The organism is uncultured Helicobacter sp. (genome assembly GCF_937893305.1).
Classification (GTDB): domain Bacteria; phylum Campylobacterota; class Campylobacteria; order Campylobacterales; family Helicobacteraceae; genus Helicobacter_D.
Genome location: NZ_CALBGN010000016.1, coordinates 72,155 through 87,439, shown reverse-complemented (window position 1 = coordinate 87,439; position 15,285 = coordinate 72,155). Strand labels below are relative to the sequence as shown.

Sequence of the window (15,285 nt, the reverse complement as noted above, 5' to 3'; positions counted from 1 at the left end):
CAAAGAAAAATGTTTGGGCTTTTAAGGGTTAAGGAATGACTGGTTATTTAATCGGACTAAATGCGCAAGCAAAGCGCGGTTTGATTGAACAAGCACACAATAAAAGACGTTTTGAATTTGATTTAAGCGTTTGGGACGCAGATTTAAAAGAAATCTCTCCAAATTTAGAAGTTGAATTTGAACTTAGCGATGATAAAACACGCGTAAATGTCGTGCGCCCTAAAAGAAACCCCAACCAAACCTTTGTAATTAGACAAACACGCAGCATTAAAGATTGCATTTATGATCACTTTGGTGGCGTTGAAAATCTCATTAAACGCTATGAAAAAGACATTAATTCTAAAAAAGACTTGGATTTCTTACGCATTAAACGCTTTTTATTTACTGCCTATAATGATCTTTTTGAGCTAGACAGCACCATTTCAAACACTGCTTTAACAAACCTAAAATCAGAACTTGGGGCATTAGATAGAGAATATGAGTCTTTTATCAAAAAGGCTTCTTATCCTCCGCAATATTCCTATGAAAAAATCTTTTTATCACGCCAAATAGAGTTCGTAAAAATGGAAGAACTTATTGAAACAACACAATCCATTATTAAAAGTGCTACAATCCAACAAGCAGCTTTAGGAACATCTCTAAAAGCTATGGAAGATCAATTTTCAAAGCGCACTGATACGCGCAGTGCCTCTTATGCACAAGCTCTAATTAATCTCAAAAAACTTCGCAAACGCTATGTGGATTTACTTCATTATCTTTCCGAACAAAAAGACAAACTCGCAAAAGCCACTAAGGTAAGAGATGAGTTTTCTGAAAAATTTTTTGAAGCATTTTTAAAAGGCTATCTCCCTTTAACTAACGCACTTAAACAAGATTTTATTAAACTCTTAAATGCAAAAGCTTATGATTTAGACGCTCTTCTTTGGCAAAGAGCAAAACGGAGCTTAAGTGTAAGAAGATTCTTCATTAAAGCTGGAATTACAGGGACTTATAGCTCAAAAACATTTTTAAAGTATTTTTTACACAGCCTAGATAAAAGCAAAATCCGCAATGAAACAAAAAAACTCTTTGATCTTTTAAAATACCTAGAAGCATTTTCTAGAAAAAACATTCTTCTAATCCAAAGCTCAAAAGACGATAGCAAACGTTACAAAGAATACTTAAAAAACTTTGATAGTGATTTACAAATCACAACCTCTAATGATCCACACAATCATTTAAGCGTTTCTAATCCAACAGATTATCATGTTATTGTTATGGAATGGGAAGTGTGCGAGATGAATCTCTTAAATTTTATGCAAAAATACAACGAACTCTTTAGAGAAAGCGTTTGCACTCCAAAATTTTGTGCAATTATGCCTAAAAATACAAGCAGTGCAATCCTTACAGAAATTAGAGAAAAAGGCGTAGATTACTATGTTACACAAGGTAATATTGATCAATTTATTGATATGATGCGAATGATTTTGTAGTTTTTATGTTTTTAGCTTAAATTTTTGCTACAATAATAGATTATTTTTTCTTGGGGTTTTAAACAATGACTTTTAATACAGCTTTAGATTCTATAAAAATCTATGAAGCAGGACGTCCAATTGAGCTTGCTGTTAGAGAATATGGAATCAAAGAAGATGAAGTAGTTAAACTTGCTTCAAATGAAAATCCACTTGGCGCCAGCAAACAAGCTATCAATGCAATCATTCAAGCTGCACAAAATGCACATTTATATCCTGATGATTCTATGTATGCTTTAAAAGAAGGTTTATCTCAACATTTTGATGTTCCAAGTAATACCTTAATTATTGGTGCAGGCAGTGATCAAATCATTGAATTTTGTATTCACGCTAAAGCAAATCACACAAGCAAAGTCTTAATGGCAAAAACTACTTTTGCAATGTATGAAATCTATGCAAAAGCTGTAGGAGCAGAAATTATCCGCACACCAAGCCACACACACAATTTAGGAGAATTTTTAGACGCTTATAAAACACACAAGCCAGCAGTGATTTTTCTTTGTCTCCCTAATAATCCATTAGGGGAATGCTTAGATACCAAAGAAGTGTTTGAGTTTTTAAAACAAATTGATTCTAACTGCTTAGTTATCATTGATGGTGCATACCAAGAATACGCAAAACAAAAGGATTCCAACAAAGCACTTAATCCAAAAATGCTGCTTAATACTTTTTCAAATGTGATTTATACTGGCACATTTTCTAAGGCTTATGGATTAGGCGGAATGCGTGTAGGATATGGAATTGCAAACCCTACAATTATCCAAGCACTTTTAAAACTCCGCCCACCTTTTAATATCACCACTCCTTCTCTTGCAGCAGCCATTGCAGCTCTTAAAGATCAAGAACATCTTAAAAAAAGCGTGGAGAATAATTTCAATCAAATGCCCTTATTTGAAAATTTTGCCAAAAAAAATTCTTTAGATTTTACTCCAAGCTATGCAAATTTCATTACCTATTATTTTAAGAAATCATTAGATTCCACAGAAATTGCAGAATCTTTATTTCAAAAAGGAATGATTATTAGAAATCTAGCAAGCTATGGCTTAAATGCAATTAGAATCACCATAGGCACACCAGATCAAAATCAAAAGTTTTTTACATTATTTCAAACATATCTTAATGAAAAATAGGTGTTAAATTTTGGACTTAAAAGCACTTTTTGAACAGATTAGAAACCTTTATAAAAAGCTAAACAAAAAACAAAAGATTGTGATTTTAGCAACAATTGTTGTTGTCGTAGGTTTTATCTCGGCACTTATTGTATGGAATTCTACAAACAATAAAGCAGGAATTTTATACCCAGGTTATGCGGTTTTATTTGAGGGTGTTAGTTCAGAAGATGGCGCATTAATTATCCAGCAACTTCAGCAAGATAAGATCCCTTATAAAATCCCAAAAGATAATACAATTCTCATCCCGCAAGAATTTGTTTATGAAGAAAGAATGAAACTTGCAAGCAATGGAATCCCAAAAAGCAGTAAAATCGGCTTTGAGATTTTTGATACAAAAGACTTTGGAGCGACAGATTTTGATCAACGCATTAAATACTTGCGTGCCATTGAAGGAGAATTAGCACGCACAATTGAAAGCCTAGCACCAATCCAAAAGGCAACTGTGCATTTAGCTCAACCTGAAAAAACCGTGTTTGTTAGTGAACAAACTCCACCTACTGCTTCTGTTGTGCTTGTGTTTAAACCTGCACAAACTCTAACACCTAAACAAATTTCAGGGATTAAAAACATTGTTTCTTCTGCTGTGCCAAATTTAACAATTCAAAATGTTGAAGTTGTTAATGAAAAGGGTGAACCCTTAAGTGAGCTTGATGAGCTTGGCGGAGCTAGAGAACTAGCAGTAGCACAACTCCGCTATAAAACAGATTTTGAACACGCCTTAGAAGAAAAGATTGTCAATATTTTATCTCCTATTGCAGGTGGTAGAGAGGGTGTTGTAGCAAAGGTTACTGCTGAATTTGACTTTGCTCAAAAAGAAAGTACGCAAGAATACTATGATCCAAACAATGTTGTGCGTAGTATTCAAGACCTAGAAGAAAAACGCGAAGGATTCCGCCCTAAAGAAATTGGTGGAGTTCCCGGAGTTGTGAGTAATATTGGTCCTGTGCAGGGATTAGAAGATGACAACACAAAGGAAAAATACGAAAAAACACAAAACACAACAAATTTTGAAATTAGCAAAACCGTGTCAAATATTAAAGGGGAGTTTGCAACAATCCGTAGATTATCCGCTGCTGTTGTCGTAGATGGTCGCTATGAGAGAGAGCTAAATGAAGAAGGTGTAGAACAGCTTAAATACATTGCACTTAATGAAGAAGATATGACCAAAATCTCTGCTCTTGTGCGTCAAGCAATCGGCTACAACGATCAAAGAGGTGATGAAGTTTCTGTAAGCAACTTCCAGCTTAATGGGCAACTCTCTGGCTTTAAAGCGCGCACCCCATTAGAACGATTCCTAGAGGCTTCTGCAAAACTTTTAGAGCCTTTTATGCCTTTGCTCAAATATGTGCTTGTAGGCATTATTCTATTCTTCTTCTATAAAAAAGTCATTGTTCCATTTAGTGAAAGAATGCTTGAAGCAAAAGCTGATGAAGAAGAAGAATTAGAATCTCTTATTAAAATTGATGAAGATGAAGAAGAAAATAATGATCGTTTAAATGAAATGCGTCGCAGGATTGAAGATCAGCTTGGCTTTGGAGCTGGTGCAAATGAAGATGAAATTAAGTATAATGTTCTTCTAGAAAAAATAAAAGAACTCACAATGGAAAAACCAGCCGAGCTTGCAAACCTATTCCAAACTCTAGTGCATGATGAACTAGGACTTGATAATCTAGGAGGAAAACGCTAATGCCTTCCGTTTCTTTAAGCCCACGCCAACAATCACAATATGATGAACTCTCAATGGCAGAAAAAATCGCCATTTTGCTTGTGCAATTAGGCGATGAATTAACAGGAGAAATTTTTTCTCATCTTGATTTAGATTCCATCACTGAAATTTCTAAATACATTGCACAAAATTCCGGCGTTGATAAAGTCATTGCCGCAGCAATTTTAGAAGAATTTTATGCCATTTTTCAATCCAATCAATACATCTCAACAGGTGGTTTTGAATACGCTAAAGAATTACTATATCGCACACTTGGACCAGAAGCCGCTAAAAAGGTTTTGGATAAACTTGCAAAATCTATGCAATCTTCTCAAAATTTTGCTTATCTTTCACGCGTGCGTCCTCAACAGCTTTCAGATTTCATTATCCACGAGCACCCACAAACAATCGCACTTATTTTAGCCCATATGGATCCTACAAATGCAGCAGAGACACTAAATTTCTTTTCAGACGATTTGCGTGCTGAAATTGCAATTCGTATGGCAAATTTAGGGGATATTTCTCCAAATGTTGTCAAGCGAGTTTCAACCGTTTTAGAAAACAAACTAGAATCACTCACAAGTTATAAAGTTGAAGTGGGTGGAATCCGTGCTGTCGCAGAAGTCTTTAATCGCTTAGGACAAAAAGCCGCAAAGGCAACAATTGCCTATATTGAACAAATTGATGATCAACTTGCTGTTGCCATTAAAGAAATGATGTTTACTTTTGAAGATATTGAAAAGCTTGATAATAATGCTATTAGAGAAATATTAAAAATTATTGATAAAAAAGATTTGATTTTAGCACTTAAAGCTTCTCCAGAAGAGCTAAAACAAAAATTTATGTCAAATATGTCCCAAAGAGCAGGAGAACAATTCTTAGAAGAAATGCAGTTTCTAGGTGCTGTTAAGGTTAAAGATGTAGAAGCTGCACAACGCAGAATCGTAGAGACCGTTCAATCACTCTCTGAGCAGGGTATTATCCAAATTGGCGAACAAGAGGATACCATTGAATAATATTAACGAACACGAAAATATCATTACAGAACAGCACAAAGATCGGCACGATATTAAAAAATATAATTTTAGAAATATGGAAGTTGCTCAAAAAGTAGAATCTCAATCTAATGTAGATTCCAATACACAAGAAGAATCTAAACCCGCTACACCAGCACCAACAATGCAAATGGTAGAAGCACCAGCACCAAGTGAGCCAAGCATTGATACTCCTGCCTTAAAACTCTTTGAAACAGAAGTTGTGGATAAAATTTTACAAAAAAGTGATGTGCTTGCAGAATCCTTACAAAAACTTCAAGAACAATTTGACAAACAAGAAAGAGAAATTAACGAAAAGGTCTCCCTTGCAAAAACCGAAGCAAAAGAGCAAGGCTATAACGAAGGCTATCAGCAAGCAAAACAGGAGCTTCAAGCACAAATTGATAGCCAAAAAGAACTCTATGCACTAAGTATTCAACGCATAGATACAAACATTTTAGAATCCAAAAATCATATTGTAAATTTAGAAAAAGAATTAAGCTCCATAGCACTTGATATTGCAAAGGAAGTTATTGCTGCTGAAATTAGCACAAATAGTGCAAAAATCGCTTCTACTCTTGCAAGAACACTTTTACAAGATATTGCTCAAAACACACAAGTAACTCTTAAAGTCTTTCCCGGAGATTTAGAAGAACTTAAAGAATCTTTGAAGGATTTAAGTAATGTTAGCCTTGAAGCTGATCTTGCTGTTGCCAAAGGAGGCGTTGTGATTTTAAGCAATGAAGGCAATATTGATGGTAATATCTTTATGCGTTTTGAAACTTTAAAAAAATCTATTTTGGAGAATAAAGCCTAATGCCACTTGATCCAAAATACTTAGAGATTCTACACAAAAATACATTTAATGAAGAAGATTATGCGCATTTAAACAATCTAGCAAAACTTGTGCGTGAAAGAATCTTAGAAGTTGTATCTAAAAATGGCGGACATCTTAGTTCCACACTTGGTGCAGTAGAACTCATCATCGCAATGCATTGCGTATTTGACAATCCAAAAGATCCCTTTATTTTTGATGTTAGTCATCAAGCCTATGCGCATAAGCTTTTAACAGGGCGTTGGGATTCTTTTGAGACTTTGCGCCAAAGTGATGGAATTAGCGGCTTTACAAAACCAAGCGAAAGTGAGCAAGACTACTTTATTGCAGGACATAGCTCCACCTCTATTTCGCTAGGAGTTGGTGCAGCAAAGGCTTTCGCACTTCAAGAGAGCAAACAAATCCCCGTAGCACTTATTGGGGATGGTGCAATGAGTGCAGGACTTGCTTATGAAGCTTTAAATGAACTAGGGGATCGTAAATATCCTATGGTGATTATCTTAAACGATAATGAAATGAGTATTGCAGAACCTATTGGTGCAATTAGTAAATATCTTTCTCAAATCATCGCCGGCAAATTCGTGCAAGGGATTAAAAATAAAATAGGAAGCGCGATTAATAAAATGCCAAATGCAACTTATATCGCTAAACGCTTTGAAGAATCCTTAAAGCTTATCACGCCCGGGATTTTGTTTGAAGAATTAGGATTAGAATATATAGGACCTATTGATGGGCATAATCTAAAAGAAATCATCAACACGCTAACCCTTGCCAAAAATACAAAAAAGCCCATTGTTGTGCATGCGCAAACCCTAAAAGGCAAAGGCTACACTCCAGCTGAAGGGCATTTAGAGCAATGGCACGGCGTAAGTCCTTTTGATCCAACAAAGGGCGAATCTCTCTCAAAAAGTAGCGCAAAATCTCCCACTTCTGTTTTTGCAGAATCCCTATTAGAGTTTGCAAAAAACGATTCTAACATTGTAGGAATTACTGCTGCAATGCCAAGTGGCACAGGATTAGATAAACTCATAAAAGCCTATCCAAAACGCTTTTGGGATGTTGCTATTGCCGAACAGCACGCTACTACACAGGCAAGCTCTCTCGCCAAAGAAGGCTTCAAGCCCTTTGTAGCAATTTACTCTACCTTTTTGCAACGCGCTTTTGATCAGTTAATCCATGATGTTGGCATTATGAAAATGCCCGTGAAGTTTGCTATTGATAGAGCAGGAATTGTAGGGGAAGATGGCGAGACACATCAAGGCGTTTTTGATATTGGCTATTTAAATATGATTCCAAATTTCACGCTTTTTGCACCGCGTGATCTTGCAACACTTTCTTTAGCTGTGGAATTTGCAAAAGACTTTACAAATGGTCCTTGTGCATTCCGCTATCCTAGAAAGGCTTTTTTGCTTAAAGAAGAAATTTTTAACCCAACACCTTTTAGCTATGGTAAATTAGAGATCTTAAAAGAACAAAAAAGTGAAATTTTGCTGCTTGGCTATGGTAATGGCGTTGGACGCGCATATCAATGTTTATTAGAGCTAGAAAAACAAGGGATAAATGCTAGCTTGGTAGATTTGCGCTTTGCAAAACCTTTAGATAAAAACGCCCTTAAAACACTTGCCACTTCACATAAACAATGGTTTATTTTTAGTGATAGTGCAAAAATCGGTGGCATAGGACAAATTTTAAGTGCATTTGCACAAGAAAACGCCTTATCTCTTCAAATCATTTCTTTTGAATTTGAAGATTCTTTTATTCCACACGGAAAAGTAGAAGCCGTGGAAGCAAAATTAGGATTAGATACACAAAGTCTTATCCAAAACATCAAACAATACATCTAGGGAGATTTTATGTTTAAAAAACTATTCTTAGGATTTTTATTGCTTTTTAGCACTTTTCTTTACGCACAAGATTCTATGGATTTCTTAGCAGATTTTGAGCAGGAATATCATACAAAAGAACCAAGTGATCCGCTTTATAGCTATAATCATTTTATGCACAAAATCAATTTTGGAGTCTATGATTACGCACTTAGTCCTTTGTTAAACACTTATAACAAAGCAGTTCCCCTAGGTTATCGTTATGGGATTTATAATTTCTTTAATAATCTCTCTTCATCTGTGCGCTTTTTAGCGCATTTATTTGCCTTTGAACCCAAAAAGGCAATGGACGAATTTGGGCGTTTTGCTCTAAATTCTTCTGCTGGACTTTTAGGGCTTTTTGATGTGGCTTCAGCAAATGGACTTTATTCTCATAAAACTGACTTTGGAATCACCTTTGGAAAATGGGGAATAAGCAGTGGGGCTTATCTTGTTCTACCATTTTTTGGACCAAGTAGTGTGCGTGATACCATTGCAATGCCTCTAAATGCACTAGCAAACCCTACCACTTATTTAAATCCAACAAGCCTAAGTGTCACAAGCTCCGCTTTTAGAGAGTTTAGTTACATTGCTTATAATAAAGACACTATAGATTCTTTGCGCAAAGGTGCAATAGGTGATGATTATATCCTAATGCGTGATGCCTATTTTCAATATCGCAATGAACTTATTAAAGGAGATTAATGAAAACTTTAACCAAGATTTTACTAGGTTGTATATTTTTAGCCAACCTTTCTTTTAGCGTAGAATTTGACAAGATTGAAAGCACAATGCAAACAAACATTGACACAACTTTAAAAATCTTACAAAAACTTCCTAAGCAAAACACGCCACAAAATGAAGCGCATATCCAACAAATCGCAAATCAAATCTTTGTGCTTTTTGATCCATTATTTGATTACACGCTAATGAGCCAACTTGCACTCTCTCAACACTATAAAACTTTAACAAAGGATAGAATTGAAGCCTTTCAAGAAAGTTTTGAACGCAATCTTAAAAAAAGCTTCACAGATAAACTAAAGCTCTACAAAGATGAAAAAATGGAAGTAATCGGTGGAGATCAACCAAAAAGCAATCGCTATAATCTCAAAACTTCTCTAATCTTAGATGGCAAGATCAATTACATTACCTTTAAATTTTATGAAAGCAACAAAGATTGGAAAATTTATGATGTGGATATTTTAGGTGTTAGCGTGATTCAAACTTATCGCTCACAAATTAATGATATTTTATCTAAATCCGATTTTAACGCTCTCTTAGAAAGTATGCAGGGTGAAATTTCCTTTGAAACAAAATAGATTCCAACTTTTTTATATTTTCTCAAAAATTCTTGCGCGCTTTTACAAAAAAGTCTTGCGCACACCAAAACGCTTTTTATTTGCTTGTGTAGCTTGTTTTTTTATCTTTGGGTTTTTTGCCTTAAAACTTCCCATTGATGCAAGCTCTGATAGTTTAATTTTAGAAAATGACAAGGATTTTAAAACCTATGAATCCCTTTTAAAAAATTATTCTGCTAAAGATTTCTTAATTCTTGCCTTTAGCCCAAAAAATGGCGATGTTTTTTCTCCTAGCTCCCTTGAAACTTTAGAAAAACTTAGCATAGATTTAAAAGAGATTCCACAAATTCAAAGTGTGCTAAGCATCTTAAATGCACCCCTACTTAAAAGCGTGCCAAACCTAGATTTACAGGAAACACTAAGACTAAACCCAACACTACTTTCTAAAGAAGTTGATAAAAACTTAGCAAAAAAAGAGATTCTAAACCACCCATTTTTCTTGCAAAACTTAATTGCAAAAGATGCAAAAACTGCCGGTATTATTATCACACTTAAAGACTCTTCACATTTAGAAGACTTAAAACATTTAAAAAATACTACAAGCATAGAATCCGAAAAACAAGAACTCCAAAAACTCATTACCTTAGAAAAAAAACATCTCCAAGCACAAAATGATTCCACAATCAAAGCCCTAAAAGCACTTCAAAACAAATACGAAGGCTTAAAAATTGGTGGAATCCCACTTATTGCTAGCGATATGATTGCTTATGTAAAGTCTGATTTAATCACTTATGGTGCTACACTTAGTGTAATTTTAGCTCTAATGCTTTGGATTTTCTTTAGAAGCTGGCAGTTTGTCGCACTCACACTTGGAATTTGTTTTTTTACTCTTGTGCTAAGTAGTGGAATCTTTGCAGCACTTGGCTATCAAATCACTGTTGTTTCTTCAAATTATGTTTCATTGCTTTTAATTATTAATGTATCTTTAGTGGTGCATTTAATTGTATCGTATTTAGAATTTTATGAAAAATTTCCAAAAGCTACACAAAAAAGCTTGATTTATGCAACGCTAATTAGCAAACAAGCTCCAAGTTTTTTTGCCGTGCTTACAACAATGATAGGCTTTATTAGTCTTGTATATTCTAATATTTTGCCTATTATTCATTTAGGGATTGTGATGAGTTTAGGGGTAAGTGTAGCATTAATCTTTACTTTTATACTCTTTTCTAGTATCTTAGCCCTACTCCCAAAACCTAACAAAATCGCAAAGCTCTCTACAAGTCAAGAATCCTTTTTACGCTTTTGTGCAAACTTTGCCATTAAAAAACCTAAAACAATCTACACCATTGCTCTCCTTTGTGTAGTTTTTAGCCTATATGGAATCCAAAATTTAAAAGTAGAAAATAGTTTTGTCAATTACTTTAAGGATTCTAGTGAAATTAAACAAGGACTTTTAAAGATTGATAAAGAATTAGGTGGAACTGTGCCTTTAGATATTCTTATCACATTTACCAATAAAAACAAAGAAAAGCAAAATCCTGCAAGCTCTTTTGAAGCAGAATTCGAAGCAGAATTTACCGCTTTAGAATCTCAAGATGCTTATTGGTTTGATAGTCAAAAACTCCGCATTGCAAAAAGCGTGCATAATTACTTGCAAACCAATCCTTACATTGGTTCAATCTTAAGCCTACATAGTTTAGCAATGCTTTTAGATAATCTAGAAATTGGCGCAGATGACTTTAGCATTGCCTTTTTATACAAAAATGTGTCAAATGAGCTAAAATCCCAGCTTTTTACTCCCTATGCTAACATACAAGAAAATCAACTTCGCTTCTCTTTGCGCACTTTTGATTCTAATCCCACTTTGGAACGCAACGCCTTTATTGCAAAAATCAAAGCAGATTTACAAAATCTTTTAAAAGATGAAAATGTGCGTTTGGAAATTAATGGCGCAATGGTGCTTTATAATAATCTCTTGCAAAATCTAATTGCTTCACAAGTTGATACTCTAAGCTTTGTTATTGCTATGATTTTCCTAGTGTTTCTTCTTGTTTTTAGAAGTTTTAAACTTGCTTTAATTGCGCTTTTAACAAATCTTATCCCGCTAGGAACAATCTTTGGAATCCTAGGTGCAAGTGGAATCCCATTAGATTTAATGGGAGTAACAATTGCCGCTATTGCGCTTGGAATTGGCGTAGATGATGTTATCCACTATATTCATCGCTTTGTCGCTGAATTTAAAATCAACTCCTTAGAGCAGGCACTTCTAAACTCTCATAGCTCCATTGGAAATGCGATGTATTACACTACACTAATCATTGTTGTGGGCTTTTGTATGATGATGACTAGCAACTTTATCCCAACGATTTATTTTGGATTTCTAACAACACTTGTGATGCTATTAATGCTTGCAAGTGCGTTAATCTTGCTCCCAGCCTTACTTCATAGCTTCTATAAAAAATCATAATATTCTAAATGTAACACCACATCTTGTTTATAATAATTCCACCGCAAAGAATACAAACAAGCAATCTCCTTGCCTTGCGCCTCTCTTAAATCCCGATTAAACACTAGCGCATTACATTGACTGCCATTATTCTCCAAACTCAACTGACTATGCTTATCCCCAAAATACCGCACATTAAGAATTTTTGCCTCTGCATAAAACTTTGGAATCTTATTTGCATTGCCATATGGCTCAAAGCTCTGCAACATCTCAAAAAATTCTCTTTCTATCACACAAAATGGCAAATACCCTAAAGCCTCTGCAAAATTAGATTTCAACTTTTTTTTAGGATAAGGCAGGCGTATTAAAGCTTTTTTAAAATCTTCTAAAGATTCTCTCTTTAAACTTAATCCAGCTGCTCCAAAATGCCCTCCAAAAGCAATTAAATGTTCTTTTGTAGCTTCTAAAACTTCCATACAATCTCTGTAAGTTGAACGCATACTACCTTTTAAAATTTCATTCTTTTGACAAAGCACAATACAGGGTTTTAAAAATTCCTCACTCAAACGCGCGGCAATAATCCCAACAATCCCTTCGTGCCAACTAGGATTAAACACTACAATAATTGGAATCTCTTCATAATTCTCTTGTGCGAAAAACTCATTTCTAGCTTCTGTGTAAATTGCATTTTGCAACGCCTTGCGTTGAGAATTAATTTCCAAAAGCATATCTAATAATTTTTTAGATTCTAACTTATCTTCTTCAATCAAAAAATGATAAGCAAGCATTGCGCTATCCATTCTCCCTGCACAATTTAACAAAGGCGCAATATAATAACCAATGAGTTGCGCATCAATTCTATGCTTACAAAACCGCTCTTTTAAATGCACAAATGCTGTTCTTTGACTACCTTTTAAAACTTCTAAGCCCTTTTTTAATAACACACGATTAATCCCAAGCAATGGCATTACATCACCTACAATCGCTAAGGCTAACAAGTCCAAAAACTCTCCCATTTCTACATTAACGCCTAATATTTGCTTTAACCCAGCACACAAATACCACGCCACACAAGCACCACAAATTTCAGGCTCTAAGAAATCTTTAGACAACTTTGGATTACAAATTAACGCATCTGGCAAAATCTCTTGCGGTGTGTGATGATCTGTAATAAGTAACAAAATCCCTCTATCCTTGCAAATCTTAGCCGCTTCAATCGCGTTAATCCCATTATCCACCGTAATAATCACATCACAATCTAGCCGTTTAATCACAGATTCTGATAACCCATAACCATCACTAAAACGGTTTGGAATCTCAACTCCAATAGGATAATGAATTTTTTTAAAAAATGCGTGCAAAATCGCACAAGACACCACGCCATCTACATCATAATCCCCTACAACAACAATGCGTTTTTTTTCTTGCATTGCCGCTTGAATATGCTCTGCAATTTCTAAGAGATTGTTTAATTGATTTGGCTTTGGTAAATCTTTTAAAAACCGAACCGCTTCTCCATTAAATCGCTCTTTTAAAAGCGATTCCACTGCCTTAAAATCAAGCTTTTTAAAATGTGAAGCTATCATTTAAACGCGTGAAAACTTAAGCGATTGCTTAATAAACTCTAAAATCACACAATTTGGAGATTGTAGTCTTGAAGTAAATTCTGGGTGAAACTGCACTGCCACAAACCAAGGGTGATCTTTAAGCTCTATTGCTTCAATTAATCCAGCGCTCTCTCCACTTATCATCATACCCTTTGCTTCTAGTCTTTCTCTATATTTCGGATTTGCTTCATAGCGGTGGCGATGGCGTTCTTTAATGATTTTTCGCCCTTGATACGCTGCTTGCAGCTTGCTATTTTCTTTTGTTTGACACTCATATTCTCCAAGCCGCATAGTCCCACCCATAGGTGAAGTGTGCGTGCGGATTTGCGGATTGCCTGCTTGATCAATAAAATTTTCTATCAGATAAATCACTGGCTCTTTTGTCTTAGGATTAAACTCCATAGAATCCGCTTCTTTTATTTCTAAAACATTGCGACAAAATTCTAAAATTGCAAGTTGCATCCCAAGACAAATCCCTAAAAATGGAATCTTTTTTTCTCTTGCAAAAGTAATTGCCTGCATTTTTCCTTGAACCCCTCTCTCTCCAAAGCCACCGGGAACTAAAATTCCATCTACATATTTTAATTGCTCTAAAATTTCTACATTTTTTTCTAGCTCTTCGCTATCAATCCATTGAATATTTACTTTTGTATCAAGATTCGCTCCTGCGTGAATTAAAGCTTCAATGAGTGATTTATAAGATTCTTTTAAACTTAAATATTTTCCTACAAATGCGATTTTCACTTCATTTTGCGGTGCTAAAATCTGCTTCACAAGCAAATCCCACTCTTTCATATCTGGATTAAATTCAGGGAGCTTTAAAAACCTAGAAATCGGAGTCAAAATACCTTCTTTTAAAAAATTAAGTGGCATTTGATAAATACTTTTTGCATCTTGAGCGGTTATTACACAATCATAATCTACATCACAACTCATAGAAAGCTTACTTTTAAGCTCTTTTGGAATCTCTTTTTCAGTGCGTGCGATAATAATTTGTGGAGTAATCCCTATGCGTCTTAGTTCCTGCACACTATGTTGTGTAGGTTTTGTCTTTAGCTCCCCTGCTGCACGGATTAATGGAATAAGTGTAACATGTAAGCTTATTACACGCTCCATTCCATATTCATGTTTCATCTCACGCATCGCTTCTAAAAAAGGCAAACCCTCAATATCACCAACCGTCCCTCCAAGCTCCACTACTAAAATTTCATTGCCCTCTCCTGCAAGACGGATTCTGCTTTTAATCTCATCAACAATATGCGGGATTACTTGAATTGTTTTGCCTAAATATCCACCTTTGCGTTCTCTATCAATCACGCTTAAATACACTTGCCCTGTTGTAAAGTTATTTTTAGAAGAAAAATCTGTATTTAAAAAGCGTTCATAATGCCCTATATCTAAATCAGTCTCTGCCCCATCGTGCGTTACAAATACTTCTCCGTGTTCAAGCGGACTCATAGTGCCCGGATCTACATTAATGTAAGGATCTATTTTTAAGATTCCAACTTTAAATCCAGAATGCTTTAAAAGTGTCGCAAGAGATGATGAAGTAATCCCCTTGCCTAAAGAACTTAGCACACCACCTGTTACAAAAATATATTTTGTTTCAAATTTAGACATATAAACCTCGCATTAAAAACGCAAATTATACTTTTAGACAACTTCATTTTTGCTTTTTATAATAGACTCTTAAAGAAAATTAATTTTGCAGTGTAAAAAGTTTCAATCTGCACCAAAACCGCCCTTTCTTTAGTGCAGTATAAAGTGTGTTTAAGTTTAAGTTTAAGTTTATGCTAAGGCGGTTGCAAGCCTCTT

At 35.0% G+C, this 15,285-nt stretch carries 11 protein-coding genes; 9 read left to right on the top strand and 2 right to left on the bottom strand.

Annotation, left to right across the window (positions count from 1 at the left end; all coding sequences use genetic code 11):
- The first annotated feature begins 35 nt into the window (after positions 1-35).
- The 9 genes from Q0358_RS05550 (at position 36) to Q0358_RS05510 (ending at position 11,884) form a co-directional block, all read left to right on the top strand.
- Positions 36-1,472 (top strand): hypothetical protein, encoded by a 1,437-nt coding sequence (locus tag Q0358_RS05550; protein ID WP_299548517.1) that lies wholly within the window; start codon positions 36-38, stop codon positions 1,470-1,472.
- Positions 1,473-1,537: 65 nt separating this feature from the next.
- Complete coding sequence (hisC, locus tag Q0358_RS05545; protein ID WP_299548515.1) at positions 1,538-2,641, top strand: histidinol-phosphate transaminase; 1,104 nt, start codon at positions 1,538-1,540, stop codon at positions 2,639-2,641.
- Between the two features lie 10 nt (positions 2,642-2,651).
- Positions 2,652-4,370, top strand: a complete 1,719-nt coding sequence (gene fliF / locus Q0358_RS05540; protein WP_299548513.1) for a flagellar basal-body MS-ring/collar protein FliF — start codon at positions 2,652-2,654, stop codon at positions 4,368-4,370.
- On the top strand, positions 4,370-5,404 hold the full coding sequence (fliG, locus tag Q0358_RS05535; protein ID WP_299548511.1) for a flagellar motor switch protein FliG: 1,035 nt from the start codon (positions 4,370-4,372) through the stop codon (positions 5,402-5,404). The genes fliF and fliG overlap by 1 nt, the downstream gene beginning before the upstream one ends.
- Positions 5,397-6,239, top strand: coding sequence for a flagellar assembly protein FliH (gene fliH / locus Q0358_RS05530; RefSeq protein ID WP_299548509.1), 843 nt, complete (start codon positions 5,397-5,399; stop codon positions 6,237-6,239). Before fliG ends, fliH begins: the two co-directional genes overlap by 8 nt.
- The gene (gene dxs / locus Q0358_RS05525; protein WP_299548507.1) at positions 6,239-8,101 is read left to right on the top strand and encodes a 1-deoxy-D-xylulose-5-phosphate synthase; all 1,863 of its coding nucleotides are present in this window, start codon (positions 6,239-6,241) and stop codon (positions 8,099-8,101) included. Before fliH ends, dxs begins: the two co-directional genes overlap by 1 nt.
- Before the next feature lie 9 nt (positions 8,102-8,110).
- Entirely contained in the window at positions 8,111-8,824 is a 714-nt protein-coding gene (locus Q0358_RS05520) for a VacJ family lipoprotein (protein WP_299548506.1), read from the top strand.
- Positions 8,824-9,438: an ABC transporter substrate-binding protein gene (locus Q0358_RS05515; RefSeq protein ID WP_299548505.1), complete on the top strand. Its 615-nt coding sequence runs from the start codon at positions 8,824-8,826 to the stop codon at positions 9,436-9,438. The genes Q0358_RS05520 and Q0358_RS05515 overlap by 1 nt, the downstream gene beginning before the upstream one ends.
- Entirely contained in the window at positions 9,425-11,884 is a 2,460-nt protein-coding gene (locus Q0358_RS05510) for an MMPL family transporter (RefSeq protein ID WP_299548504.1), read from the top strand. Before Q0358_RS05515 ends, Q0358_RS05510 begins: the two co-directional genes overlap by 14 nt.
- On the opposite strand, the gene recJ is transcribed toward Q0358_RS05510, so the two are convergent.
- Positions 11,869-13,449, bottom strand: a complete 1,581-nt coding sequence (gene recJ / locus Q0358_RS05505) for a single-stranded-DNA-specific exonuclease RecJ (RefSeq protein ID WP_299548503.1) — start codon at positions 13,447-13,449, stop codon at positions 11,869-11,871. The genes Q0358_RS05510 and recJ overlap by 16 nt on opposite strands.
- Positions 13,450-15,090 (bottom strand): CTP synthase, encoded by a 1,641-nt coding sequence (locus Q0358_RS05500; protein ID WP_299548502.1) that lies wholly within the window; start codon positions 15,088-15,090, stop codon positions 13,450-13,452.
- Between the last annotated feature and the right edge of the window lie 195 nt (positions 15,091-15,285).